Below are 25,978 nucleotides of genomic sequence, written 5' to 3'. Positions count from 1 at the left end.
CTTCCCAACGCGACTGCGGCGTATGGGCTTGCAGGGCACGTCGGATACGCCTGTTCAGGCGCGCTGTCAGCCGCCTTTGATCCACCAGCAACCGAAGTGGCGGGTCAGCCCGAACACGGTGCGCGACGGGGTGACGCCGTTGGCCAGGGTCTGCTCCAGGCGCAGCGCAACCGGCGCTGCGCGGCGCGGGGCCGGTGCGGGCGCGGCGGTCGCCTCGCTGCCGGGCGCGGCGCTGTCGGCGCTCGCGGCGTTGTCGCCGTCCATGCCGGCGGGGCGGCCCAGGCCGGTGGCCGGCGCGGGCGGCGCGACCGGCGGCAGCGGCGCCAGCGCGGCGTTGGGCGGGGCCGGCGGCAGCGTGGTCCAGGGGCCGGGGCGCGGCGCGGGCGGGGGCTCGGATGCGGCGCCCATCACCGGCGCGATATCCAGCAACGGCCGCTGCGCGATCGCGTCCAGGCGCTGGACGATCGCATAGCCCTGGTCGTCGGACATGCCGGCGAAGTGATAGACCGCCGCCAGCTTGTTGCCGTCGTGGGCATCGATGGCGGTGGTGATCGCGCCGACCAGATCGCGCAGATTGCGCGCGCAGCCGCCCACGTAGGCGGCCTCGGGTTTGGCCGCCGCCGCCGCACCGCGCGGAAGCCGATCGACACCGCCGACGGCGGCGCAATCGCGATCGGTGTAGACGGAATTGCCGCGCGCGTCCGTGCAGCGGCGGATCTGCGCCTGGGCGGCGCTCGGCGACAGCGCGGCCGCGACCAGCGCGAGCGGCGGCAGCAGGGTCAGGAGACGGACGGGGAAAGGCATCGGCGAAGACTAGCGCCGAGGGCCGGGCAGGGACAGTGCAGCGGTCGCGGGGTGTGGTCAACCGAAGCGACGATGCTCTGCCGTTGCGGCCTGAAGCGATGAATCTTCGGCTTCGGCGAAAGCTGAAATCCAACCGCAGCGACGTCGCCGCGTCGCTGCGATTCGCAGTAACAAATCGTAGGTCGTCATTCCGGCAAAACCCAAAACCCATTTCCGTCTTGCCGTTGCTCTTCGCTCCCCCCGCCGCCCCGAACTCGCCACAGGCAAACAGAGACCCGAAGGGCGGCGCGCAGGATGCGCGCCGTGCGCTACCCAGGCCATGGATGGCCTGTGTGGCGCATCCCCGCGCCCGCATCGAACCATAGTGGCTCTTGATTCGAAAACAGGGAAAGCGCCTTTCTTTGGTTACTTTCTTTGGCAAGACAAAGAAAGTGACCCGGCCGCTTGCGGACGGAAGCTGTTGATCTTGGCTTGTCGTCACTCATTGCAATGAGAGAAGCAGGAGCCAAGTCAAAATGGATTCCGGCTTTCGCCGGAATGACGGGTTGGGGGTTGCGAGGTTTCTGGAAGCTATGGCGGAGCTACGTCGCTGCGGTTGGATTTCGGCTTTCGCCGGAATGACGGGGTCGCGGTGTGGCGTCGTTGCTGTATTGGCGCAGTCGCGGCTTGCGCCGCTCCTACAGTCGAATACGAAACCAGCCGGAGCCCCTGTAGGAGCTGCGCAAGCTGCGACCGCGAAAACAGAACCGCGGCGAAAGCCCAGTAACTCCCCAACTGATGAACCCACCGCACACAACCCAAAAAACACCGCGCGGCGCCCCAAGGCGCCGCGCGGTGCGCGAGATCAGCGGAAACCCGCCACCGTCGCCGCGCGCTCATTGAGCACACGCGCATTGTTGCTCTTCGCCGCCGTACCCATCGGCGAACCGTTGTAAGTGATGTTCGGATTCGACCAATAATTCAAACGCGGACAGTTGCTGCCGCAGTTGTAAGCCATGATCGTGCGCCAGGCGTTGCCCGGACCCCAATAGCCGTGGCCATACGGATAGATGGTGTTGTTGCCGTTGCTCGGATCGTGGTGCGCGCCGAAGTTATGGCCGATCTCGTGGGCGAAGCTGTAGTAACCGGTCATGCAGCTCGCACCGACCACGCTGAAGGCGTTGGACGCGCTCGAGTTGAGATAGCCCAGCCCGCAATACGCCGGGTCGGTGATGATCAGCACGTTGACGTCGGCTTTGATGCTGTTGCGGGTGGCGTGGTAGCCGTCGAGATAACCGTCGCTGGTGCCGGCGAAGCGGCTCAGGTCGGTGTCGAAGCCGGCCGAGGTGTAGCCGTCGGTGTACTGGCCGGCCAGCTCGAAGCGCACGTTGACCGCGCTGTTGGTGAAGCTCTGGTTGCTTTCGGTGATGGCCAGGTTGGCCTTGGTCAGGGTGTTGCCGACTGCGTTGGCGGCGGCCTGGGTGTAGACCACCATCACCCGCACCACGCTCGGCGCTTTCTCGCCGGCCTTGGCCTCGTCGAACTTGGGATCGAGCTTGACCGGCGTATACGGCAGCGCGGCATAGGCGGCCGGATGGTCTTCGGGCATCTTCGATTCGTCGATCAGGCTGATCGCGTGGCCGCCGGCCTTGAGCGGATCGATGCGGTAGAGCTTGCCGCCGCTGCGCACGGTGCCGGACATCTGATTGCCCTGGCGCACCAGGATCGCCGACTCTTCCGGATTGTCGATCAGCTCGGCGCCGGTGAACTGGTTGATGCGCTTGAGCTGGGCTTTCGGGTCGCCGACCATGCCCTGCCAGATCACGATGCCGTCGGCCTTGCGCTGCGCCTGCAGCTTGTGCGCCTTCAGGCTGACGCCGGGGGCGAGGTTGAGCAGCAGTTGGTCCTGGGTCTCGGTGACTTGCGTGGTGTCGGCGCGGACCAGGTCGACGCGCACCGCGGCGCGCTCGGCCTTGACCGCCTTGAACGTGATGTCGGCGTCGGCGCTGCGCGCCAGCGTGCTGGCCGGCGCGGAGAACAGCGGCGCCGGTTCGGCCGCGACTGCGGCGCCGGCGGCGCCGAGCGAAAGGGCGATGGCGAAATTCAACGGCAAGAGCTTGTTGCGGACACTCATGTGCGCACTCTCCATTGGGGACCGCTGCGCGCCGCGGGGCCCGTGGCCGGGCCGGCGGTGGCGGTCGCGAGGGCATCGCTCGTCGTGGCGATGCATCCTGACGCCAGTGGGCGCGCACGCGGTCGCGCGGCTCAAGACCGAACTTGTCGCAAGGCAAGCGCAAGCTGAGACCTGCGCGTGCAGTTCGCCATTGCCGCAGCGCGGCGCTGCGCGTTTTTGTGAGTTGCGTCGTTTCGCTTCAGCAGGGTGAACGCGGCGGTTCGGCCGGGTTTTCGCGGCCGATAGTTTTCGCCGTTTTGTGCAGGCGGCCGATGTGTGGGAGGGGCTTCAGCCCCGACGCTCTTCGCTCAGACCGCGGCGATCAGGAACAAGCGCGTCGGGACTGAAGTCCCTCCCACAGGCCGCTCAGGCGATGCGCGCGAGCACCGACAAGGTCGGCTTGGCGAGGTTGAGCGTGTAGAAGTGCAGCCCCGGCGCGCCGCCTTCGATCAGCCGGCTGCACAGCTGGGCCACGACCTCGGCGCCGAACTCGCGGATGCTGTCGGCGTCGTCGCCGTAGGCCTGCATGCGCTGGGCGATCCAGCGCGGGATCTCGGCGCCGCACAGCTCGGAGAAGCGGCGCAACTGGCTGAAATTGGCGATCGGCATGATGCCCGGCACGATCGGGATGTCGATGCCGGCCGCGCGCACGTCGTCGACGAAACGGAAGTAGGCGTCGGGGTTGTAGAAGTACTGGGTGATCGCGCCGTCGGCGCCGGCGCGGACCTTGCGCTTGAAGTTCTCCAGGTCCGACAGCGCGTCGCGCGCCTGCGGATGGGTCTCCGGATACGCCGCCACTTCGATGTGGAAGTGGTCGCCGGTTTCGGCGCGGATGAATTCGACCAGTTCGTTGGCGTAGCGCAGGTCGCCGGCGCTGGCCATGCCCGAGGGCAGATCGCCGCGCAGGGTGACCAGGCGGCGGCAGCCGATCTCGCGATACAGCGCCAGCAGTTCGCGGATTTCGCTGCGGGTGCCGCCGACGCAGGACAGATGCGGGGCGGCGTCGAGCGCGTGCTTCTGGCGCAGGCGGCGGATGGTCTCGGGCGTGTAGCTCAGGGTCGAGCCGCCGGCGCCGAAGGTGCACGAGACATAGCTCGGCGCGAACGCGCGCAGCTTCGCCGCGGTCTTGTCGAGCTGGCTGCGCTGCTCGTCGGTCTTGGGCGGGTAGAACTCGAAGCTGATCGGCAGCATGGGCGGGGCCGTGGCGAGGGGTTCGGGGGATAATATCTCTTTATCGCGATGGAATGGAATATCGCCCGGGCGGGGCTAGGACCAAAGTCGCACGGCGCCGCCGCTTGACTCGGCGCGGCCGCGGCGCCATCCCTGCAGGCAGTCCTTTCAGGCGGCCGGCATGAGCGAAGACGTACTCGACAATCCGATCTGGGCCTCGCTGCGCAGCCGCCACCGCGCGCTGGCGCTGGGCGAGGGCGCGGTGACGCGCTATCCGGCGCAGGTGGCGCCGTTCCTGGGTGTGGCTGCGGACGCGCAGATCGACGACGCAGCGCTGCGAGCGCTGGTGCCGGCGGGCGACACCGCGCTGGGGCTCGGCCGCGCGCCGGCGCTCGGCGCCGGCTGGGAGCTGCGCCCGGTCGCCGATCTGGCGCAGATGATCTGCCGCGCGCCGGTGCCGGTGCCGGCGGTGGCGGGCGAGGCGCCGATCGTCGAACTCGGCGCGGACCGGCGCGAGGACGTGCTGGCGCTGACCGCGCTGGTCTATCCGCACTATTTCCGGCCGCGCACGATGGAACTGGGCCGCTACTTCGGCCTGTACGAGGACGGGCGGCTGGCGGCGATGGCCGGCGAGCGCATGGGCATGGACGGCTACACCGAGCTCAGCGCGATCTGCACCCATCCGGATTTCCTCGGCCGCGGCCACGCGCGCCGGCTGCTGGCGTTCCTGGCCAACGACAACCACGCGCGCGGACGCATCCCGTTCCTGCACGTCAGCCACGAGAACCCGCGCGCGGTCGAGCTGTACCTGCGCAACGGCTTCGAACTGCGGCGCGATATTGCGTTCTGGTCGCTGCGGCAGGCCGGCTGAGCGCAGCGGGCCGCGGCGGGCGCCGCTCGTCCGATCCCGCCGCCGCTCGCCCGGCCCAGCCGCCATTGCTCACGGATCTCCCCAAGCCGGCGCGAGGGCCCGGCAAAGTGGCGCCACTCCGCCACCCCCCGAGGAATCCGTCATGCCGCAATCCCGCCCTGCCAATGCCCTGCGCCGCATCGTCTTCGCCTTGACCGTGCTGTTCGCCGCCGGCGCCGCGCAGGCCGCCAGCGAGCGCTTCCAGGATCTGAGCATCGAAGTCGTCGGCCAGGGCCGGCCGGTGCTGATGATCCCCGGCCTCAATTCCGGCGCCGACACCTGGCGCGAAACCTGCGCCGCGCTGCAGGCCGACAAGGTGCAGTGCCACATCGTCCAGTTCCCCGGCCTGGCCGGCGCGCCGCCGATCAAGACCGCGGCCTACAACGACGCCATGCGCGACGAGCTGCTGGCCTACATCGAGCAGCGCAAGCTGGTGCGTCCGGTGGTGATCGGCCACAGCCTCGGCGGTTTCGTCGCGCTGAAGATGGGCATCGCCAAGCCGCAGGCGATCGACAAGCTGGTCATCGTCGACACGCTGGGCTTCCTCGGCTCGCTGTACGGCCCGACCTTGACCGCGGAAACGATCCGGCCGATGGCCGAGGGCATGCGCGCGATCGTGCTGAACCAGCCGCAGGCGCATTACTTCCGCGGCATCGCCGTCACCGCGCAGGGCATGACCGCCAGCGACGACAAGGTCGCGCTGCTGCGCCGTTGGGGCGAGGACAGCGACCGCGCTACCACCGCGCAGGCGCTGGTGGAGATGATGACCACCGACCTGCGCCCGGAGCTGGACAAGGTCAAGGCGCCGACCCTGGTGCTGGCCGGCTGGGTCGGCGGCGCCCGCTACGGCGCCACCCGCGAGTCGACGTTGGCGATGTTCAAGCAGCACTACGCCAAGCTCGACGGCGTGCGCATCGAGATGAGCCAGGACGGTTACCATTTCCTGATGTGGGACGATCCGCAGTGGCTGCAGGATCAGGTGCGCGGTTTCCTGGCCGAGCCCAAGCCCGCCGGTTGAACCTCTACGCACCGAGCGGCGGATCGCATGACGCGACCGCCGCGCCGCGGCCCGGCGGCCCTTTCCTCCACCCGTTCCGACCCCGACTCCGAAGCGATCCATGTTGCGAGACTCGACCCGTTCGGCCTTGATCGACGCTGCGTTCTGGGCGGGCTACTGCGCCTTCAATCTGAGCATGTCGGCGGCGTTCGGCCGGGTCACATCCGGCGCGGTGGTGATCGCAGTCGCGCTGGCGGCGGAGTTGTGGCTCGCCGGCCGGCTGATGCGCCGCATCGCCCACCGCCGCCATTGGTTCGAACTGGGGCCGCTGCGGCTGGCCGTGCGCCTGTTCGCTTGCGTGGTGATCGGCGCGGCGCTGTCGCAATTGTTGTTGGTTCCGCCGTTGTGGATCGCGGCCAAGGGTAACTGGATCTACCTGGGGCCGGACAACCTCGCCGGCTTCGCCTGGCCGATGCTGCTGATGTACTGGGCGCAGACGGCGATGGCGCTGGCGCTGTGGACCGCGCTGTGGAGCTGGACGGTGGCGATGCGCCGCTACCGCGAGGGCGAGATCGCCCGGCTCAACGCCGAATCGCTGCGCAACGCGTCCGAGCTGGACGCGCTGCGCGCGCGGCTGAACCCGCATTTCGTATTCAACGCGCTCAACAACCTGCGCGCGCTGATCAACGAAGACACCGAGCGCGCGCGCGAACTGGTCACGCGGCTGTCTTCGACCCTGCGCCACGCGCTCGACCATAGCCAGCGCGAACACGTCAGCGTGGCCGAGGAGCTGGCCGTGGTCGACGATTACCTCGCGGTCGAATCGGTGCATTACGAAGACCGGCTGCGGGTGACGCGCGAGATCGACCCGGCCGCGCTGGAACTGCGCTTGCCGCCGATGGCGCTGCAACTGCTGGTGGAGAACGCGATCAAGCACGGCATCGCCCGCACCCCCGGCGGCGGCGAGCTCAGCCTGCGCGTGCGCGGCGACGGCGGGCGGCTGCGGATCGAGGTCGGCAACCCCGGCCGGATCGAGCCCGAATCGGTGCGCCGCGGCGTCGGCCTGGCCTACCTGCGCACGCGCCTGGCCCACGCCTCGCCGCCGGGCGCGTTCGAACTGCGCCAGCACGGCGCGCGGGTGTCGGCGCAGCTGGAGATTTCGCAATGAACCTGCGCCCGTTGAGCGTACTGATCGTCGACGACACCCGCCTGGCGCGGCAGGAGCTGCGCACCTTGCTGGCGCAATCGCCGCAGGTCGACGTGCTGGGCGAGGCCGAGGACGTGCCGCAAGCGCAGGAAGCGATCGCGCGCTTGCGCCCGGATCTGGTCCTGCTCGACATCCAGATGCCCTCGGGCAGCGGCTTCGACGTCATCGCCGGGCTCGACAGCGCGCCGCTGGTGGTGTTCACCACCGCCTACGACCAATACGCGGTGCAGGCCTTCGAAGCCAATGCGCTGGACTATCTGGTCAAGCCGGTCGAACCCGGGCGCTTGGCCGCGGCGCTGCAACGCGCGCGCCAGCGACTGCCCTTTGATACCGCGCCGAGCGAACCGCGCGGTCCGCTCGGCGCCGACGACCAGGTGTTCCTGCGCGACGGCGAACGCTGCTGGTTCGTGGCCTTGCGCGAAGTCCACCGCATCGTCGTCGACGGCAACTACGCGCGGGTCTGGTTCCGCAACGAATGCGCGCTGCTGGCGCGCAGCCTCAGCGCGCTGGAAGCGCGCCTGGACCCATCGCTGTTCTTCCGCGCCAACCGCAACACCCTGGTCAACCTGCGCTCGGTGAAGTCGGTGGAACTGGCGGTGGGCGACGGCTACGAGCTCGAACTCAAGGACGGCAGCCGGGTCGAGGTGTCGCGGCGGCAGTCGCGGGAGTTGCGCGAGCGATTGTCGTTGTAGGGGATGCGCCGAGGCGGTCGTCGATGGGCCGTCGGAGCGATGCGTCGATGTCGACTGAATAGAAAAACGGACGCTGCGAGGCGTCCGTTTTTGCTTGGCGATTGCCGTGCGGAAATGCACCGGAAGTGAGTAAAAAAACACTGTTTTTTCGAACTTGAATCTCTGCATCGCCGATAACGAAAATATCGGTGGGCGGTCAACGACGACAGCCCCGGCGCTCAGGCGATAGCCATCGGCGCCGCAGCCCTTCGTTCTCGGGTTCGAACATGCTCACAGGGACGCGTTTCGCGCAGCGCAAATTCGGCCGCTGCGCCAAGTCTTGGCTTTCGAGGCTCGCCTTGGTCTGGCTCGCAGCGGTCTTCGTTCCGGTTGCCGTCGCGCAGGAAAGCCAGATCGCGTGGAAGATCGTCGTTCCCACCGGCCAGACTCAATCCCACAACACCTATCAACAGGCCGCCGACGCGATCAAGGCGCTGCCCTACGGTGGACAGGGCCCTAATCCGTATCCCTTCGTTACCGTCGTCAAAGACAACCTGCTGCGCGCCGACGGCAAAGGGACGATCACCTACTGGATGGGCCTGAAAGAGCCCTTGGATCCGGAGTGGGGCTACGACGCCACCCTCGGTTCCGGCGTGAGGCACCCCACGGAGGCGCTCGCTGTTGCCGAATTGGAAGCCTTCTACAACGAGCTTGCCCCTGCGTGCCCGGCCACCGCAAAGGCCACTGCGTCCAACGCCTGGACGCCGCCCGATCCGCAGTTCGCGGGAATGCTGGAGAACCGCACGTTCGACATCGTGTACTTCAGCGGCGACAACACCGACACCCGTCCGTGCGTGAAGGACAGCACGGATACGATGGAACTGTCCCGCACACGGCGGACGCAGTGCCCGGTGCCCCATATGAACTGGAGCAACCAGCGCGGCGCCTGCGTGAACGAGGACTTCGTCGCGACGATCAGCACCGACAAGATCAAGAGCTGCGAGGGAGAAGGGATGCCTGCGTTCGCCCCCCTCGACGGAATGGTCGGCAACCCGTGCAACGTCAAGACCGGCGAGAAGAGCGAGAACCAGATCGACTTCGACCTGGGCTGGATCTCCCTCACGCGCAGCTATCATTCCGGCATCGCCGTGCGTTCGGGCGGCTTCGGTCCGGGCTGGACCCATTCGCTGGACCTGCGGCTGAGCCTCTCGGCCGATACGCTCGGCATGAGCGGCGGCAACGGCTACCAAGTGCGCTTCGCCAAAGTGGGCAGCGCCTTCATTGCCGCCGACAGCAGCGGCGATCGGATCGTCGCCTCGGGCTCGCAGTGGCTGCTGCATCGCCCAGGCGAGGTCTTGGTGTTCGACAGCCAAGGCCGCCTGGTGGAGCGGCAGGCCGAGGACGGGACCAAGCTGGCCTATGCCTACGGCGCATACGACCGCCTGGACTCGGTGACGCATTCGACCGGCCGGTCGGTGAAGGTCAACTACGCCGGCAACTCCAGCGACGCGCTGATCTCGTCGATCACGTCGGGGGGAGCAACCCTGGCCAGCTACACCTATACGTCAGGGCGCCAAGTCGAAACCGCGGCGTTCCCCAGCGGTGGCCAGCGCAAGTACCACTACGAGGACAGCCGCTTCCCGCGCCACCTGACCGGCGTGACCCATGAGGACAACAAGCGCTACAGCACCTTCGCCTACGACGCCAAGGGCCGCGTGATCTCCAGCCATCACGACGGCGGCGCCGACGGCGTCACCCTGAGCTACCGCTCCCAGGGGGGCGCTGTTGTCACCGACGCGCTTGGACAACAGACGACCTACGGACTCACCACAGGCAGCGGCGCCTTGCCGCGGCGAGTCAGCGATTTGGTGGATGGTCGTGGCGCGGTAAGCCAAACCTACAATGCCGAATCGACGGATTTCCGCGGTCGCGCCAGTTTGGGCACCGATCGACGAGGCATCCAAACCGGATATGCCTACGCCGAGGCCAACGATGCGGTCACCGGCGCGCTCGCGCGCACCGTCACGACCACCGAGGCCGTCGGCAAACCCGAGCAGCGGGTCAGCACCGCGACGACCGATGTCGCCAGCAACCGCCTGATCCGCTCGGCCATCGGCAACCGGGAAACCCGCATCACCCGTAACGCCCGCATGCAGCCGCTGAGCGTGGCCGTGCGCGACACCGCCGCCAATGTGACACGCACCACCGCCTACACCTACTGCGAAGCCGCCGATGTCGCCGCCGCCAACAGCGCCTGCCCACTCCTGGGCCTGCTGAAGTCGGTGGATGGCCCGCGCACAGACGTGAACGACATCACTCGCTTCGAGTATTACAGCAGCGACGACAGCACCTGCGCGACCACGCCGGCGCTGTGCACCTTCCGCAAGGGCGACCTGCGCAAGACCATCGATGCGGCGGGCCTGGTCACCGAAATCTCCGGCTACGACCCTCAGGGCCGGGTGTTGTCGGTGGTCGACCCCAACGGCGTGGTCACCGACGCCGAGTACAACACCCGCGGCTGGCTGACGGCCAGCAAGGTGCGCGGTACCGACAACGCCGTCGAGACGGACGACCTGGTCACCAAGATCGAGTATTTCCCCACCGGCCTGACCAAGCAGGTCACGCTTCCGGACGGAAACTTCACGACCTTCGCTTACGACAACGCGCAGCGCCTGACCGGCGTGACCGACCGCTCCGGCGCGACGGTGCAGTACACCCTGGACCTGGCCGGCAACCGCAAGGTCGAAGACACCAAGAACAGCGCCGGCACCGTGCAGGCGACGCTGTCGCGCGTCTTCAACGTCCTGGGCCAGGTGCAGACCTACAAGGACGGCCTGAGCCACGCGACCGGCTACACCTACGATGCCGAGGGCCATCCGGACACGACCACCGACGCGCTCGGTCGTGTGAGCGACCAGGACTACGACCCGCTCGGGCGATTGGTCAAAACCTTGCAGGACGTCGGCACCGGCCGGATCAACGCCGAAACCAAGATCGAGTACGACGCGCTCGATCAAGTGACCAAGGTGATCGATCCCAAGGGCCTGTCCACGGTCTACGCGCGCAACGGATTCGGCGAGTTGACCCAGCTGACCAGCCCCGACACCGGCGTGACCGGCTACACCTACGATGCAGCAGGCCAGACCAAGACGCGGACCGATGCGCGCGGCATCGCCACCACGTACAGCTACGACGCATTGGGCCGCCTCACCCAGCGGGCCTATCCCACCGCCGTGCTGGGCACGACCTACACCTACGACACGGTCGCGTCCGGCTGCCCGACCGGAGAGACCTTCTCCAAGGGGCGGCTGAGCCAGTCCGTCGGCACCGGTGGCGCCTTGCGCTATTGCTACGACCGCTTCGGCCGCATGGTCCGCAAGATCGTGGTCACCACCGGCCCGGTGCTGACGCTGCGCTACGCCTACACGGCAGCAGGCGCCCTGAAGTCGGTGACCTATCCCGATGGCAGCGTGGCCGACTACGTGCGCGGCAACCACGGCCGGATCACCCAGATCGGCGTGACCCGCCCCGGCTCGACCCGCGAGATCCTGTTGACCGCGGTCGGCTATGCCGCTTACGGCCCGTTCGCTGGCTGGGTGTACGGCAACAGCCAGCCGATGACGCGCAACGTCGACCGCAACTACGACGTCTCGCGTCTGGTCGGCTCGGCGCCCGATGGCCTGTCGCTGCATCTGACCCGCGACGAGGTCGGCAACGTCAGCCGCTTCAGCACGGAGAACCAATCGACCATCCTGGCGCGCCACCACTACGATCGGCTCGACCGCCTGACCCAGACGCAGGACGGTCCGACCGCGACACCGCTGGAAACCTACGGTTACGACGCCACCGGCAACCGCACCAGCTTCCAGAGCGGAGCGAGCGCGGCGCAGAGCTATACGTTCCCGAGCGCCAGCCACCGCCTGCAAAGCGTCGCCGGCATCGCCCGTACTTACGACGCCGCCGGCAATACCACCAGCGCCGGAGGTACTGCCAAACAGTACGTCTACAACGACCTGGGCCGCCTGGGCCAGTTCAAGGTCGACGGCGCGGTGAAGATGAACTACGCCTACAACGGTTTGGGACAGCAGGCGCGCCGCTACAACGAAACCAGCATCCGGCACGCGCTGTATGACGAGGCCGGCAATTGGCTAGGCGAGTACGACAACGCCGGCGCTGCTCTGCAGCAGGTCGTGTGGATGGACGACCTGCCGGTCGGCGTGATCCAAGGCTCAGGCGCGACGCAGAAGCTGTACTACATCGAGCCTGATCATCTGGGTACGCCGCGGATCGTGGTCGATCCCACCCGCAACAAAGCGGTGTGGACCTGGAACATCAAGAGCGAAGCGTTCGGCAACACGCCGCCGAATGAAGATCCGGATCTCGACGGCACGAAGTTCGTGTTCGACATGCGGTTCCCGGGGCAGCGGTTCGATGCGGTCAGCGGGCTGATCTACAACTACTATCGTGACTATGACCCAACAACAGGTCGATATTTACAAAGCGATCCCATTGGGCAGTTGGGCGGGATCGATACGTATGGCTACGCCGGAGGGAGTCCGCTTTCTTTCTCTGATCCGTCGGGTCTTCTGACAGTTAGAGCGTATGTAAATCGTGGTGGTGGACGAGGGAACGAGTGGCGGTATGCCTTGGAGTTCAATCCGTTCTCAATAAAGAATGCTCCTGGTTGGGGTGGGATGCTTAGGAAAGGTGTCAATAAGCTTGAGACTGCAATCAAAACTATGAAGCCCAGTGGGGTTGGGCCACTGCATCCTGTTCGCGACTATCTTGAGTGCGGGCAGTTGGATGGCAAGCTGAAGGACGAATATGAACGTGCAGGCTATCAGCCAGGACAGCAGTTGACCCGCGCACAAGCCGAGGCATTCCTCAACTCGATGTACCTATCGCACGCAGAGATGCGCAAGTTGTATGACCGACCGGGCGCTATGCTCGATAATGCCGAGTCGGCGGGCATGGGGAATTGGTTCAATTCACTGATGGATCAAGCGCATCCGGGGGAGCTCTAGTGACTTATCTGAGAAGGTTTGGATTGGCTTCGTTTTCATCGTTTGTAGTCCTGTTGAGCTACACGCTGGCATTGAAGATTTCTTCCCAAATCAATGCCGATATCCTATTGGCGATTACCATGGGGGCGCTGGCGTGTTGTTTGGTTGCCGGCGGGATTGCGGCAGCGATTTTTCGAAGAAATATGATTGTGCTGGTGATTTCGTCCCAGATACTGTCTATTGCTTTAATCGGCATTGTATGGCGCCTATGAGGGCGGTAGGCACGTAGTTGGATTCGGCGCGCTGATGCGTGTTGCCGCTTCACATTGGATCGCTTGGTCCAGTTCAAGGTCGATGGTGCGCTGAAGATGAAAGCTACGCCTACAACGGCCTGAGGCAGCAAGCACGCCTTTACAAGAAACCAGCATCCGGCATTTGTAGTACGCCTAAGACGGCAGTTGGCTGGGCGAGTAAGACAATGCAGGCACTGCGCTGCATTGTCGTTTGGATGGACGACTTGCCGGTCGGCGTAATTCAAGGAGCCGAGACGACACAGAAGCCGTACTGCATTGAGCCTGATCATTTGGGCGCGCCGAGGATTGTAGTCGACCCGAGCCGCAGCAAGGCGATGTGAGCATGGAGCATCGAGAGCGAAGCGTTCGGCAACACACCGCCGAATGAAGATCCGGATCTCGACAGCACGAAGTTCGTGTTCGATATGCGGCTCCCGGGGCGGCGATGCGATTCCGCCAGCGGGTTGGTCTACAACTACTTTCGCGACTGCGATTCGGCCGCTGGTCGATACATTAAAAGTGATCCGATTGGTCTGAATGGCGGGGTTGATACTTTTGTCTACGCTAATGCGTAGCCGCTAAATACTATTGATCCCCTGGGGCTGATGGATGTCCGGGCTAGGAGATTTCTTGGCGGAGAGTTTCGAGGGCAAGTCCGATTCTTAGTGAGATTCTATGGTCCGGTGAGCGGTAGGTTAAGGGGCTTTAAGGCATTTCTGATGAGTCCCTTGCCTGGTGGCGCCAAGCAGTTTGACAGGGGTCTGAATTATTTGGATGGCGATCCATCCGGGGTTGGCTCAATCCCGTGCACAAAATCAAGCAAGCGAGGGATGTGCGATGGATATGATGATGAGGCGAAGAAGATCTACGAAAAAATATTCGAAAGTTGGTCGCCAGTAGATACCATTTCTGCCGATCAGCTTGTTAGCTATGTGGCGGCGGTGAAGGCATCCAATCCGAATCTTCGTTACGATGCTGGGCTTATGATCACGGAGTCGGCCAATGGTCTTCCGTTTGAGTGAAGGCAGGTGTTGGCTTGTAGCGCTGCTGGCGATGATCGTTTCAATCGTCGTATCGATATGGCCTTTGGGAGAGGTGAAATCCCAGTTCTTTGTGCTTCTGGCGGGAGCTCTATCTGCCTATCTCGTGTTGGTGGGCTATGTGGCGGCAAGATTGATCTGCTGGATAGATTCGAAGGGCTTTGGATTTGGAAGAACTATTTGCGTGTTCGCTACGTTCGCTTTTTTGCTGGCGATGTCATGGGGCGTGTTCGGCGGCTACTTCATCCTTTCATCTTCACAAGGGTTGCAGTCGACGGAGCAGTTGGCTGTCGACTACCTGCTTAGAAGGGCGTTGAAAATACAGCAGTCGCTGATGATTGCATTGCCAGTTTTATCGGTTGTATCAAAAAAAGTGGTGGACTCGGTTGGCTCAATACTTGTGTTAGTGATTGCTATGGCTCTACTGCTTGGATAAATAAAGTATTGATGCACTAACGCCTCCCGATTGAGCATCATCGGGGCCGGGGCCCAGAGCGGATGGCGTCGGCAAAACACCACCAGCGTCGGAGGTACCGCCAAGCAGTACGTCTACAACGACCTTGCCGCCTGACTCAGTTCAAGGTCGACGGCGCAGCCAGAGGTGCGAGACGCGCCGGAAGTGATATTGATTATTTTGTGCTTCCCTCTAGCATCAGGCATTTCGAGGGGCTTGAGGCGAAGCCTCCTGGGATAGATCCAAGCCATGGAATTATTCCTGGTGTTGGAAATCTCAGTATTGGGCCGGTAATGAGATTCGAGCCAACGAGGCGAAAGATGGCTGAGTTGAAGTGCTATTGGTTTAAGTTTGAGATGTTTTCACAGCCCACTTCTCTTAATATTGGGTGTGGAGTGACCGCGCATGATTATAGCGACGCGATTGGGTTGCTCCGAAGCAAGGTATTTGATGGCAATGATTTCGTTGTTCTAAACTTTCATGAGGACGTTAAGCTGTCGGAATTGGACCAGTCTCATGTAGTGCCGAACATGGGGGTTATCACCAGCCGGGGCATCTGGTTTCCTCTTGGCTATGATTGATCGGCGCTGGTTACTTCGCCTGCTTACTCATAGGGCAATTGGATAGTCTTGCAGAGTCCTGATCTTTAAGTGACTGCCATGATCAAGTTATTTCTAGCTGCGGTGGCGCTTTTTTCGATTATTTCCTGTGGTTTCTTTTCGGTTGCGTTTGGGCTTGGCGTTGCGAACTGGGCGCTGCAGTCCGACGGGGGTGCGTTTATTTTTTTAGGGGCGGGTTTTTTGGTGTCGTTTCCCTTGGCCTTGTTTGCCGTTGGAAGTGCCATCGGCGTTCGAGTGAGGCTAGTTGCAGCGCCTCTGGTCAAATTTTTCTCATCGTGTTTTTTGGCGGGTATTACGTTTGACTTGATTCGATATCCTTTCGGGTTCAAGTTGATCGGATTGGTTTCATTGCTATTGTTGGTCGGCTTGGCGCTTGGGAGACGGCCACCTTTCGTTAAGAATCATGTAGGAGTGGCCGGCAAGTCCTGCTGATAAATCGCGGGCGGGCGATGGAGAACGTCTGTCTTGGGCGTGGCTTCGCGAGTCGCCAGTAGCGCTGCTTAGCTGGTGAACTTGCCGCGTGTGCGGTGGCCGAAGCTCGTAAAAACTTGCAAGAGATGACGAATTGGCATAGCGAGGATCGTTTGGCGGATGAAGCTGCGAATGCTTACGGCCGAAACGCGGCGTCTGATGGCGGCTCTTGTCAGCAACAATGTTCGGTATACATTGTTAAAGGTATAAACCCGATATACCTGCCGTAAAGGACGAGGCTATGGGTAAGTTGATCAGTAAAGGGGCGAGCTTTCTGCTTGCCGCAACGCTGCTGTCAGGGTGTATGGAAAAAAGTGACAGCTACAACTCGGTGGGTGATGCAAGGGCGAGCCGGGTGTTTGAAAAGGGGTGGCTGCCAGATTTGCTTCCGGCGTCTACCCGCAAACTAAAGGTGTCCACATCGGTTGAGATATCGGCTGGGCGCGGAAGCTTTAGTTTCAGTAAGCAAGATTACGCTCCATTCTTGTCTAGGCTGGCTCCGTACAACGGGGCGCTGTCTAAGGTCGAAGCGGACAGTGCCTCCATGAAAAAGATGCTTGGCGATGGGTATGAGCCGCGCTCCTATGCATCAGGTTCGACGAACTGGGTCTTTCTCTGCAGCAAAGACGAAGCTATTTGCAACTTTTTTGTATGGCAGTAAAACCTAAGGCAGGCGGTGACAGGATTCGAGTCGCCCGGCGGAAGCGGCGCGACGCGTGGGGGAACTCGGCGCGAGCGCCGCTGGGGCGACATACGGCTCCTGTCGCGCGTGGAGACGAAGACGGCCGCTCGCAGTTGGCTGTTTCATAACGGCATTACTCCGAGACAAAAAAACGGGCGCCCGAAGGCGCCCGTTTTCATTTACAGCTTATCGCCCGAAGGCGACCCGATCAGTAGCGGTAATGATCCGGCTTATACGGACCTTCCACCGCCACGCCCAGGTACTTGGCCTGGTCGTCGGTCAGGGTGGTGAGCTTCACGCCGATCTTTTCCAGGTGCAGGCGCGCGACTTCTTCGTCGAGCTTCTTCGGCAGGATGTAGACCTTCGGCTCGTAGGTGTCCTTGTTCGCCCACAGGTCGATCTGGGCCAGGGTCTGGTTGGAGAACGAGTTCGACATCACGAAGCTCGGGTGGCCGGTGGCGCAGCCGAGGTTGACCAGGCGGCCTTCGGCCAGCAGGAAAATCGAGTTGCCGTTGGCGAAGGTGTACTTGTCGACCTGCGGCTTGATGTTCAGGCGCTTGGCGCCCGACGCGTTGAGCGCGTCGACCTGGATCTCGTTGTCGAAGTGGCCGATGTTGCAGACGATGGCCTGGTCCTTCATCTTCGACATGTGCTCGAGCGTCAGCACGTCCTTGTTGCCGGTGGTGGTGACGTAGATGTCGCCGCGGCCCAGGGTGCTTTCGACGGTGTTGACTTCGAAGCCTTCCATCGCCGCCTGCAGGGCGTTGATGGGGTCGATTTCGGTGACCACGACGCGGGCGCCGTAGGCGCGCAGCGAGTGGGCCGAGCCCTTGCCGACGTCGCCGTAGCCGCACACCACCGCGACCTTGCCGGCCAGCATCACGTCCATCGCGCGCTTGAGGCCGTCGGCCAGCGACTCGCGGCAGCCGTAGAGGTTGTCGAACTTGCTCTTGGTGACCGAGTCGTTGACGTTGATCGCCGGGATCAGCAGCGAGCCGGCTTCGGCCAGCTGGTACAGACGGTGCACGCCGGTGGTGGTCTCTTCCGAGACGCCCTTCCAGTGCTTGACCACTTCGTGCCAGAAGCCCGGGCGCTCGGCGTGGACGCGCTTGAGCAGGTTCTTGATGACCTGCTCTTCGTGGTTGCCCGACGGGGTGTTGACCCAGCCGTCGCCGTTTTCGAGCTCATAGCCCTTGTGGATCAGCAGGGTCACGTCGCCGCCGTCGTCGACGACCAGCTCCGGGCCCTGGCCGTTGGGGAAGCTCAGCGCGGCCAGGGTGCAGTCCCAGTATTCCTCCAGCGACTCGCCCTTCCAGGCGAACACCGGGGTGCCGCTGGCGGCGATCGCCGCGGCGGCGTGGTCCTGGGTCGAGAAGATGTTGCACGAGGCCCAGCGCACGTCGGCGCCGAGGTCGCGCAGGGTCTCGATCAGCACCGCGGTCTGGATGGTCATGTGCAGCGAGCCGGTCACGCGCACGCCCTTGAGCGACTGCGCGGCGGCGTACTTCTTGCGGATCGACATCAGGCCCGGCATTTCGTGCTCGGCGATGTCGATTTCCTTGCGGCCCCAGTCGGCCAAGGAGATATCGGCGACCTTGTAATCGCCTTCGGTCGAGAAGGTCTTGGGTACAGCGTTCATTCGGATTAGCTCCAGTGCGGGGGGAGCCGGCGGGATGCCGGGTCCGGCGAGTCGCGAAGACTCAAACCGGGCGCCGTTGGGACCTGCGCCTCGCCGAGCCTGGCCGTGTCCGTCACGGTCGCAGCGCCCCTCGGCGGGCTGAGCGCGCAGTATATCGCGGCCCCCGCGGCGGCCCCAAGGCGGGGCAGCGCGAGACTGAACGCGGCGGCCGCCGCAGGGTGCGATGCGCGTCGACACACGCGGCCTGCCAACCAGCCCCAACGGCATAGGCGCGCGGCCGCGCGGGCCGGCTAAGCTCGGGGCGGGGAGCGCGGCCGCGCATCGCCGCCGGCCGCGACGCGGGCGGGCGGGCGCGCGGCGCTGCGCTCCGTATTTCTCCGCATCCGAGGACCGATCTGCATGAAGCCGCCCGCGCGCCGTTCCGACCGCCGCCTTCCCGCGCCGCCGCGCGCTCCGCAAGTCGCGCTGATCGCGCGCCTGCTGCTGCCGGCCGCATTGGCGCTGAGCCTGTCGGCGCAGGCCGCGCCGGCGGCCTCGTCCGGCAAAGCCGCGGCCGCCGCGCCGGCCGCCGCCGCGAGCGCCTGGGGCGAGGGCTATCAACTGCCGCCCAAGCCGCTGCAGGCCATCGTCGACGCGCCGCGCCGGCCGCAATTGGCGCTGAGCCCGCGCCGCGACCTGATGGCGATGGTGAGCACGCCGTCGCTGCCGGGCATCGATGTGGTCGCCCAACCCGAGCTCAAGCTCGCCGGCCTGCGCATCCACCCGCGCGTGCGCGCGGCCAGCCGCTTCAGCTTCGGCAGCGGCCTGGAGCTGCTGCAGATCGCCAGCGGCAAGACCGTGCAGATCGACGGCCTACCTTCGCCGCTGTCGCTGGCGACGCTGCAGTGGTCGCCCGACCAGCGCTGGCTCGCGTTCAACCGCGTCGACGCCGCCAGCGGCGCCAACGAGCTGTGGCTGGTGGAACTGGAAACCCGGCGCGCGCGCAAGCTCGTCGCCAACCTCAACACCGTGGTCGGCCGCGGCTACGACTGGATGCCCGACAGCCGCCGCCTGCTGGTGCGGCTGCAGCCCGAAGGCCAGGGCGAGGCGCCGTCCGCGGTCGCCGTGCCCGCCGGCCCGGCGGTGCAGGAAACCCAGGCCGGTGGCGGCGTGCGCCAGATCCGCACGTATCAGGATCTGCTGCGCAACGAGAGCGACGCGCGCCTGTTCGCCTATTACCTGCGCACGCAGCTGGCGACGGTGGACCTGGCCGGCCAGACCGCCAAGTTCGGCGCGTCGGATCTGTTCATGGGCGTGTCGGCCTCGCCCGACGGCCGCCATGTGCTGACCACGCGGCTGGAACGGCCGTTCTCGTACCTGGTGCCGGCGTCGATGTTCGCGCGCCGGGTCGAGGTGCTCGATGCCGGCGGCCGCTTCGAATACGAAGTCGCGCGCCTGCCGCTGGTGGACGGCCTGCCGACCGGCAACGACGCCGTGCCGACCGGCCCGCGCGAAGTGCAGTGGCGCGCCGACGCGCCGGCCACGCTGGTGTGGGCCGAAGCGCAGGACGGCGGCGACCCGGCGCGCGCGGCCGAGATCCGCGACGCGGTGTTCATGCAGGCCGCGCCGTTCGACAAGCCGCCGCAGACGCTGGCGCGGCTGGCCGCGCGTTTCGAAGGCGCGCATTGGGGCAGCGGCGAGCTGGCGCTGATCGACGAGTTCTGGTGGAAGAGCCGACAGGTGCGGCAGTGGCGGATCGCGCCCGATCGAGGCGATCGCGCGCCCGAACTGCTTCGCGAAGGCAGCAGCGAAGACCGCTACAACGACCCGGGCACGCCGATGACGGTGATGGACGCGGCCGGCGGCGAGCGCCTGCTGACCGGCGCCGACGGCAACAGCCTGTACTACATCGGCGATGGCGCCTCGGCCGAGGGCGATCGTCCGTTCCTCGACCGGCTGGACCTGTCCGACAAGCGCCGCACCCGCCTGTTCCATTCGCAGGCGCCGTATTTCGAGCGGCCGGTGGCGGTGCTCGACGACGCGGCCAAGGGCCTGCTGACCCTGCGCGAATCGCCGACCGAGCCGGCCAACCTGCAGCGGCGCGAACTCGGCGGCGACGCCGCGCCGGTGGCGTTGACCCACTTCCCGCATCCGACTCCGCAGCTGCGCGACATCAAGAAGGAACTGATCCGCTACAAGCGCAACGACGGCGTCGAACTCACCGCCAACCTGTACCTGCCGCCGGACTACGACGCCAAGCGCGACGGCCCGCTGCCGATGCTGATGTACGCCTATCCGGCCGAGTTCAAGAGCGCCGACGCGGCCAGCCAGGTGATCGGCTCGCCGTACGAGTTCAACGCGGTCAGCTACTGGGGCCCGCTGCCGTACCTGGCGATGGGCTACGCGGTGCTCGACAACCCGACCATGCCGATCGTCGGCGAAGGCGAGCGCGAGCCCAACGACACCTACATCCAGCAGCTCACCGCCAGCGCCCAGGCGGCGGTGGACGAAGTGGTGCGGCGCGGCGTCGCCGACCGCAACCGCATCGCGGTCAGCGGCCATTCCTACGGCGCGTTCATGACCGCCAACCTGCTCGCGCACACGCGTCTGTTCAAGGCCGGCATCGCCCGCAGCGGCGCCTACAACCGCACCTTGACGCCGTTCGGCTTCCAGGCCGAGGAGCGCAACTATTGGCAGGCGCAGCCGACGTACGAGGCGATGTCGCCGTTCAACTTCGCCGACAAGATCAAGGATCCGCTGCTGCTGATCCACGGCGAGCAGGACAACAACTCCGGCACCTTCCCGATCCAGAGCGAGCGCATGTACGCGGCGATCAAGGGCCTGGGCGGCAAGGCGCGGCTGGTGATGCTGCCCAACGAGAGCCACGGCTACCGCGCGCGCGAATCGATCCTGCACCTGCTGGCCGAGACCAACCGCTGGCTGGAGACCTACGTCAAGAACGCCAAGCCCGAAGCGGCGGGGCAGGGGACGAAGGCGGCGAAGTAAGCGCTGCGGGTTGTCGCAAACGCAAAACGCCGGCCTTCGGGCCGGCGTTTTGCGTTGCGTCTTGGCGATGCCGAGCGTACGCGCGCGGCAACGGCGTCAGTGGTCTTTGCCGTTGCCGAGACCCTTGCCGTTGCCATGTCCCTTGCCGTTGCCGCCGCCGTTACCGTGGCCGCGGCCCTTGCCGTGCCCCTTGCCGCCGTCGTCCCGCCAATCGTCGTCGTCGTGGCGCTTCGGGCCGCCGTGGCTCTTGTTCTTGTTCTTGCCGTGGCCCTTGCCGTGGCCCGGGCCGTGCTCGGCCCAGTTCACCCGCACGCTCTGGTCGACGCGGATCGGATAGCCCCAATGGTCGTAGGTCTGCACCGCGCCGCGCTTGAGCGCGTGGAAGGCGGGCGAGCCGGGCTTGATGCCCATGCGCTGGGCCACCGCGCCCCAGCCCTGGCCGGGGTGGCGGTCGTACTCGCGCACCACGTCCAGGCAGGGGCGGCCGAGCGAGCGGGCCAGGGCGCAGGCGTAGTAGACATCCCCTGGCGCCCAGCGGCGGCGGTCGAGCAGTTCGTCGACCAGCGAGCGCGGCGCGCCGTAGTAGCCGGTCATTTCCTCGACGAAGGGATCGCGGTAGCGGCGGCCGTAGTCATTGATCTCGCCCAGGCGGGTGTCGACCCAGACATCGCCGGTGCGGATGTTGTAGCCGATGGTCTGGGCCTGGGCGGCGGTCGCGAGACCGAGCGCCAGCAGCAGGCTCAGGCCGAATCGTCTTGCGGTGTGCGGGGCGTTGCGCATGGCGGGGCACCTCGTCGTAGTGCGGTGATGGCCGGACGCCGGCGGGGGACGGCGCGGTGCGCAGAGCATAGCGGTGCGGATGAATGCGCTGGTGCGCCGCTGCGGTTCGCCAGCGCAGCGGCGGGCCTCCGGCGGCTTGGCCGGCACCGGTGCCGGCGGGCGAATCGGCCGCCGAGCACGCAGGCCGACGAGGTGAGTTTCGTCACTAGACGACCGGTCTAATGGTCCGTACAGTAGCGCCCATGAACGCCGCTCCCGCCACCCACGACGTGCGCAAGCACATCCTCGACATCGCCTACCCGCTGATGCTGCGCAAGGGCTTCACCGGGGTCGGCCTGGCCGAGGTGCTGTCGGCGGCGCGGGTGCCCAAGGGCTCGTTCTATCACTACTTCGGCTCCAAGGAGGCCTTCGGCGAGGCCGTCCTGGAGGCCTATTTCTCCGACTATCTGCGCCATGTCGATGCGCTGATGGCGCAGCCCGGCAGCGGCGCGCAGCGCCTGATCGCCTACTTCGACGATTGGCGCGAAGCGCAGACCGGTTCCGACCCGGACGGCCGCTGCCTGGTGGTCAAGCTCGGCGCCGAGGTCTGCGACCTGTCCGAGCCCATGCGCGCGGCGCTGGATCGCGGCACCGGCGCGGTGATCGCCCGGCTCGCCCAGTGCATCGAGCGCGGCCGCGACGACGGCTCGCTGGCCGCCGCGCCCGACCCGCAGACCGCGGCGCAGACCCTGTACCAGAGTTGGATCGGCGCCAGCCTGCTGGCCAAGGTCCAGCGCAGCAGCGCATCGATGGACCGCGCGATGAGCACGACCCGGCTACTGCTGGGGCTGCCCGCGCAAGACTGAACCCCGAGGGCGGGCGCGCCCGGCGCGTCCGCCCTTTCTTTCGCCCCGTTGCTAGACGACCGGTCTAATTGATCGGCCGAACCGACCACCCACCTCCACCCAAGGAATCCGTCCCATGCCGCAGACCGCCGCCGTCAACCGTCGCTTCGTCCTCGCCGCCCACCCGCAGGGGCTGCCGACGCCGCAGGACGTGCGCCTGGAAACCACGCCCATGCCCGAGCCCGGCGAAGGCCAGGTGCTGCTGCGCACGCTGTATCTCTCGTTGGATCCGTACATGCGCAACCTGATGGACGAAGTCGGCCCGGTCTACGCGCCGGCGGTGCCGCTGGGCGAGGTCATGGTCGGCGGCACGGTCAATCGCGTGGTCGCCTCGCGCCATCCGGGCTTCAAGGCCGGCGACCTGGTGCTCGGCAACGCCGGCTGGCAGGACTATGCGCTGTCCGACGGCAGCGACCTGATCGCGCTGGGCGACATAGCCGAACCCTCGCACGCGCTCGGCGGCCTGGGCATGCCCGGCTTCACCGCGCACCTGGGCCTGCTCGACATCGGCCAGCCCAAGCCGGGCGAAACCGTGGTGGTGGCCGCGGCCACCGGCGCGGTCGGCGCCGCGGTCGGACAGATCGCCAAGCTGCGCGGCGCGCGCGTGGTCGGCATCGTCGGCGGCGAAGACAAGCGCCGCTACGCGCTCGACGAGCTCGGCTTCGATGTGTGCCTGGACCGGCGCGATCCGCAGTTCGCCGAGCAGCTCGCGCAGGCCTGCGCGGACGGCATCGACGTCTACTTCGAAAACGTCGGCGGCGAAGTGTTCGACGCGGTGCTGCCGCTGCTCAACATCGGCGCGCGCGTGCCGGTGTGCGGCATCATCGCCCACTACAACGACAAGACCGCGCCGGCCGGCCCGGACCGGGTGCCGCAGCTGATGTCGGCGATCCTGCAAAAGCGCATCCGCGTGCAGGGCTTCATCATCCTCGACCACTACGGCGAGCGTTTCGACGCGTTCCGCCGCGAGATGGGGGCGTGGGTCGAGCGCGGCGAAGTGAAGCTGCGCGAGGACCGCGTCGACGGCCTGGAAAACGCGCCGCAAGCGTTCATCGGCCTGTTGCAGGGCCACAACTTCGGCAAGCTGGTGGTGCGGGTCGGCGAGGACTGAGGCGCCCGGCCGGCGCGGCGTGCGATGCCGCGCCGGCCTGTGCGCTCAGCTGCGACGCGCGCGTCGGCGCTGCCGCCAGGCGCGCGCGCCGGCGGCGATCGCCAGCAGCGCGCCGGATACGGCGAAGAGCCAGCCGATCGGAATCAGCCCGAACGGTTCGCGCAGAAAACCGTCGGCATCGATCTGCGCGCCGATCGCGTGGTAGGCCAGCGCGCACACGGCGGCCAGCGCGAAGCACAGCGCGGACAGGCCGGGCAGGGAAGCGAATCGGGACATGGTCGACCTGCGGGCCGCGACCGCAGCGCCCGGTCGCGCGGATGCGCCGGGTCGTGGATCGCGACCGGCCCAGGCTGGCGGGCGTGGGTGCGGCGGGAATGAAGCGGGTGTGAGGCCGGTCGCGGCGGTTGCTTGCGGTTCGGCGTGTGGGTGCGGCGGTTTGTCCGGCTTGGGTCGCGTTGCGGTGTTGCGGGCATCGCAGTGGTAGCGGCTTTCGATGCGGGGCTTTCGGATCGGACCGCTATGCGGCTTCGGAGGCAAGAGCGTCGGGCCTGAAGGCCCTCCCACAGGGACTTCGGCGCTTGCCGTAGCGGTGGGTTGCTGCGCGCGAGCCTTCAGGCCCGATGCGTCTGTCGCGGATCGCCGGGACCCGATTCCTCAAGCGTGGGGACTGAAGCCGCCGCCATAGAAAAAGGGCCGCTTTCGCGGCCCTTTTTCGCTTTGCGCTACGACGTGCGGGCTTACTTCTTCAGCCCGGCGTCCTTGCGCAGATCCTCGGCCTTGTCGGTCTTTTCCCACGAGAAGGCGGTGGCGGTCTGCTTCTTGCCGGCGCCGTCGACGTAGCTGACTTCCTTCGGCTTGCGGCCGAAGTGGCCGTAAGCGGCGGTCAGCTGGTAGACCGGGTGGATCAGGTCGAGCATCTTGACGATGCCGTAGGGGCGCAGGTCGAAGTGCTTGCGGATCAGCTTCTCGATCTTGTCGTCGCCGATCTTGCCGGTGCCGAAGGTGGTGACCGAGATCGAGGTCGGCTCGGCCACGCCGATGGCGTAGGAGACCTGCACTTCGCAGCGGTCGGCCAGGCCGGCGGCGACGATGTTCTTGGCCACGTAGCGCGCGGCGTAGGCGGCCGAACGGTCGACCTTGGACGGATCCTTGCCCGAGAACGCGCCGCCGCCGTGACGGGCCATGCCGCCGTAGCTGTCGACGATGATCTTGCGGCCGGTCAGGCCGCAGTCGCCGACCGGGCCGCCGATCACGAAGATGCCGGTCGGGTTGATGTGCACCTTGTTCTTCGGCAGCTTCTCGAGCCACGCCTTCGGCAGCACCGGCTTGAGGATGTGCTCGTACACGCCCTCGACCAGATCCTTCTGCTTGATGCCCGGGTCGTGCTGGGTCGACAGGACCACCGCGTCGAGGCCGGCGACCTGGTGCTTGTCGTCGTAGCGCAGGGTGACCTGCGACTTCGCGTCCGGGCGCAGCCACGGCAGCTTGGAGTTCTTCTGCTTGCGGATCTTGGCCTGCTGCTCGACCAGGCGGTGCGAGTAGTAGATCGGCGCCGGCATGAATTCCGGCGCTTCGTTGCAGGCGTAGCCGAACATCAGGCCCTGGTCGCCCGCGCCTTGTTCTTCCGGCTTCTTGCGGTCGACGCCGGCGGCGATGTCGGGCGACTGCTTGCCGAGCATGTTGATGATCGCGCAGGTGTGGCCGTCGAAGCCGACATTGGAATTGTTGTAGCCGATGTCGTTGATGACCTTGCGCGCCAGCGCTTCGATGTCCACCCACGCGGTGGTGGTGACTTCGCCGGCGACGATGGCCGCGCCGGTCTTCACCAGCGTCTCGCAAGCCACGCGCGCGCGCTTGTCCTGGGCCAGGATCGCGTCGAGCACGGCGTCGGAGATCTGGTCGGCGATCTTGTCCGGATGGCCTTCGGAGACGGATTCGGAGGTGAACAGATAGCTGGACATCGAGGCAATATCCTTCGATTCGGATAGAAAGATGGCCGAGCATTGTACAGGCTCGGCCGCTTGCGCGCATTGTGCCTTCCCGAGGGGTTGTCTGGGCGTTAAGCGGCTCCTGAACGCTGGAGCGGGTCCAGACTTTGGGGGGAG

The 25,978-nt window shown here is 65.9% G+C and carries 22 protein-coding genes, 1 pseudogene and 1 riboswitch; of the genes and pseudogenes, 16 read left to right on the top strand and 7 right to left on the bottom strand.

Going from position 1 to position 25,978, the window contains the following annotated elements:
- Positions 1 to 66 precede the first annotated feature (66 nt).
- Positions 67 to 804, bottom strand: coding sequence for a DUF4124 domain-containing protein (locus tag BLU84_RS07100; RefSeq protein ID WP_074864404.1), 738 nt, complete (start codon positions 802 to 804; stop codon positions 67 to 69).
- An 844-nt stretch (positions 805 to 1,648) separates the two neighbouring features.
- Positions 1,649 to 2,917, bottom strand: a complete 1,269-nt coding sequence (locus tag BLU84_RS07095) for a M12 family metallo-peptidase (protein WP_074864402.1) — start codon at positions 2,915 to 2,917, stop codon at positions 1,649 to 1,651.
- 315 nt (positions 2,918 to 3,232) lie between these two features.
- Between BLU84_RS07095 and BLU84_RS28360 the strand changes: the two are divergent.
- Positions 3,233 to 3,304 (top strand): annotated as a pseudogene (locus tag BLU84_RS28360) (DUF6053 domain-containing protein); the annotation flags it as partial.
- Positions 3,305 to 3,322: 18 nt separating this feature from the next.
- Here BLU84_RS28360 and metF read toward each other — a convergent pair.
- A complete protein-coding gene (gene metF / locus BLU84_RS07090; RefSeq protein ID WP_074864400.1) occupies positions 3,323 to 4,147 on the bottom strand; it encodes a methylenetetrahydrofolate reductase [NAD(P)H] in 825 nt (274 codons plus the stop codon).
- A 160-nt stretch (positions 4,148 to 4,307) separates the two neighbouring features.
- On the opposite strand from metF, the gene BLU84_RS07085 reads away from it, so the two are divergent.
- From BLU84_RS07085 to BLU84_RS26175, 12 genes are all read left to right on the top strand, one after another.
- A complete protein-coding gene (locus tag BLU84_RS07085) occupies positions 4,308 to 4,997 on the top strand; it encodes a GNAT family N-acetyltransferase (RefSeq protein WP_074864398.1) in 690 nt (229 codons plus the stop codon).
- A gap of 142 nt (positions 4,998 to 5,139) precedes the next feature.
- Positions 5,140 to 6,054, top strand: coding sequence for an alpha/beta fold hydrolase (locus tag BLU84_RS07080; protein ID WP_074864397.1), 915 nt, complete (start codon positions 5,140 to 5,142; stop codon positions 6,052 to 6,054).
- Between the two features lie 100 nt (positions 6,055 to 6,154).
- Positions 6,155 to 7,201 (top strand): sensor histidine kinase, encoded by a 1,047-nt coding sequence (locus BLU84_RS07075; protein ID WP_074864395.1) that lies wholly within the window; start codon positions 6,155 to 6,157, stop codon positions 7,199 to 7,201.
- Positions 7,198 to 7,932 (top strand): LytR/AlgR family response regulator transcription factor, encoded by a 735-nt coding sequence (locus BLU84_RS07070; RefSeq protein WP_074864393.1) that lies wholly within the window; start codon positions 7,198 to 7,200, stop codon positions 7,930 to 7,932. Before BLU84_RS07075 ends, BLU84_RS07070 begins: the two co-directional genes overlap by 4 nt.
- A 188-nt stretch (positions 7,933 to 8,120) precedes the next feature.
- Positions 8,121 to 12,935 (top strand): RHS repeat-associated core domain-containing protein, encoded by a 4,815-nt coding sequence (locus BLU84_RS07065; RefSeq protein ID WP_139174750.1) that lies wholly within the window; start codon positions 8,121 to 8,123, stop codon positions 12,933 to 12,935.
- A gap of 53 nt (positions 12,936 to 12,988) precedes the next feature.
- Positions 12,989 to 13,186 (top strand): hypothetical protein, encoded by a 198-nt coding sequence (locus BLU84_RS26200; protein ID WP_139174748.1) that lies wholly within the window; start codon positions 12,989 to 12,991, stop codon positions 13,184 to 13,186.
- Positions 13,187 to 13,557: 371 nt separating this feature from the next.
- Entirely contained in the window at positions 13,558 to 13,782 is a 225-nt protein-coding gene (locus BLU84_RS28355; RefSeq protein ID WP_083382385.1) for an RHS repeat-associated core domain-containing protein, read from the top strand.
- A 144-nt stretch (positions 13,783 to 13,926) separates the two neighbouring features.
- Positions 13,927 to 14,229, top strand: a complete 303-nt coding sequence (locus BLU84_RS26195) for a hypothetical protein (RefSeq protein ID WP_139174746.1) — start codon at positions 13,927 to 13,929, stop codon at positions 14,227 to 14,229.
- On the top strand, positions 14,210 to 14,683 hold the full coding sequence (locus BLU84_RS26190) for a hypothetical protein (RefSeq protein ID WP_139174744.1): 474 nt from the start codon (positions 14,210 to 14,212) through the stop codon (positions 14,681 to 14,683). The genes BLU84_RS26195 and BLU84_RS26190 overlap by 20 nt, the downstream gene beginning before the upstream one ends.
- Before the next feature lie 338 nt (positions 14,684 to 15,021).
- Complete coding sequence (locus BLU84_RS26185) at positions 15,022 to 15,282, top strand: hypothetical protein (RefSeq protein ID WP_139174742.1); 261 nt, start codon at positions 15,022 to 15,024, stop codon at positions 15,280 to 15,282.
- Positions 15,283 to 15,351: 69 nt separating this feature from the next.
- Positions 15,352 to 15,753 carry a hypothetical protein gene (locus BLU84_RS26180; RefSeq protein WP_139174740.1) on the top strand — a complete coding sequence of 134 codons (402 nt, stop codon included), beginning with the start codon at positions 15,352 to 15,354 and terminating at the stop codon, positions 15,751 to 15,753.
- A gap of 280 nt (positions 15,754 to 16,033) precedes the next feature.
- The gene (locus tag BLU84_RS26175; protein ID WP_139174738.1) at positions 16,034 to 16,453 is read left to right on the top strand and encodes a YbbD-related protein; all 420 of its coding nucleotides are present in this window, start codon (positions 16,034 to 16,036) and stop codon (positions 16,451 to 16,453) included.
- 229 nt (positions 16,454 to 16,682) lie between these two features.
- On the opposite strand, the gene ahcY is transcribed toward BLU84_RS26175, so the two are convergent.
- Entirely contained in the window at positions 16,683 to 18,113 is a 1,431-nt protein-coding gene (ahcY, locus tag BLU84_RS07050; RefSeq protein WP_074864389.1) for an adenosylhomocysteinase, read from the bottom strand.
- A 61-nt stretch (positions 18,114 to 18,174) separates the two neighbouring features.
- A riboswitch (S-adenosyl-L-homocysteine riboswitch) is annotated at positions 18,175 to 18,251 on the bottom strand.
- Positions 18,252 to 18,512: 261 nt separating this feature from the next.
- Between ahcY and BLU84_RS07045 the strand changes: the two genes are divergently transcribed.
- On the top strand, positions 18,513 to 21,098 hold the full coding sequence (locus tag BLU84_RS07045) for a S9 family peptidase (protein WP_083382383.1): 2,586 nt from the start codon (positions 18,513 to 18,515) through the stop codon (positions 21,096 to 21,098).
- A gap of 96 nt (positions 21,099 to 21,194) precedes the next feature.
- Here BLU84_RS07045 and BLU84_RS07040 read toward each other — a convergent pair whose 3' ends face one another.
- Positions 21,195 to 21,878 carry a hypothetical protein gene (locus BLU84_RS07040; RefSeq protein WP_074864388.1) on the bottom strand — a complete coding sequence of 228 codons (684 nt, stop codon included), beginning with the start codon at positions 21,876 to 21,878 and terminating at the stop codon, positions 21,195 to 21,197.
- A gap of 242 nt (positions 21,879 to 22,120) precedes the next feature.
- Between BLU84_RS07040 and BLU84_RS07035 the strand changes: the two genes are divergently transcribed.
- Positions 22,121 to 22,723, top strand: coding sequence for a TetR/AcrR family transcriptional regulator (locus BLU84_RS07035; RefSeq protein WP_074864386.1), 603 nt, complete (start codon positions 22,121 to 22,123; stop codon positions 22,721 to 22,723).
- 115 nt (positions 22,724 to 22,838) lie between these two features.
- Positions 22,839 to 23,873: an NADP-dependent oxidoreductase gene (locus BLU84_RS07030; RefSeq protein ID WP_074864384.1), complete on the top strand. Its 1,035-nt coding sequence runs from the start codon at positions 22,839 to 22,841 to the stop codon at positions 23,871 to 23,873.
- A 45-nt stretch (positions 23,874 to 23,918) separates the two neighbouring features.
- Here BLU84_RS07030 and BLU84_RS07025 read toward each other — a convergent pair whose 3' ends face one another.
- The gene (locus BLU84_RS07025) at positions 23,919 to 24,149 is read right to left on the bottom strand and encodes a DUF3955 domain-containing protein (RefSeq protein WP_074864382.1); all 231 of its coding nucleotides are present in this window, start codon (positions 24,147 to 24,149) and stop codon (positions 23,919 to 23,921) included.
- Positions 24,150 to 24,610: 461 nt separating this feature from the next.
- On the bottom strand, positions 24,611 to 25,834 hold the full coding sequence (gene metK / locus BLU84_RS07020; RefSeq protein ID WP_074864380.1) for a methionine adenosyltransferase: 1,224 nt from the start codon (positions 25,832 to 25,834) through the stop codon (positions 24,611 to 24,613).
- Between the last annotated feature and the right edge of the window lie 144 nt (positions 25,835 to 25,978).

The organism is Lysobacter enzymogenes, from assembly GCF_900106525.1.
Classification (GTDB): Bacteria; Pseudomonadota; Gammaproteobacteria; order Xanthomonadales; family Xanthomonadaceae; genus Lysobacter; species Lysobacter enzymogenes.
This window is presented reverse-complemented; position numbering and strand designations above follow the sequence as displayed.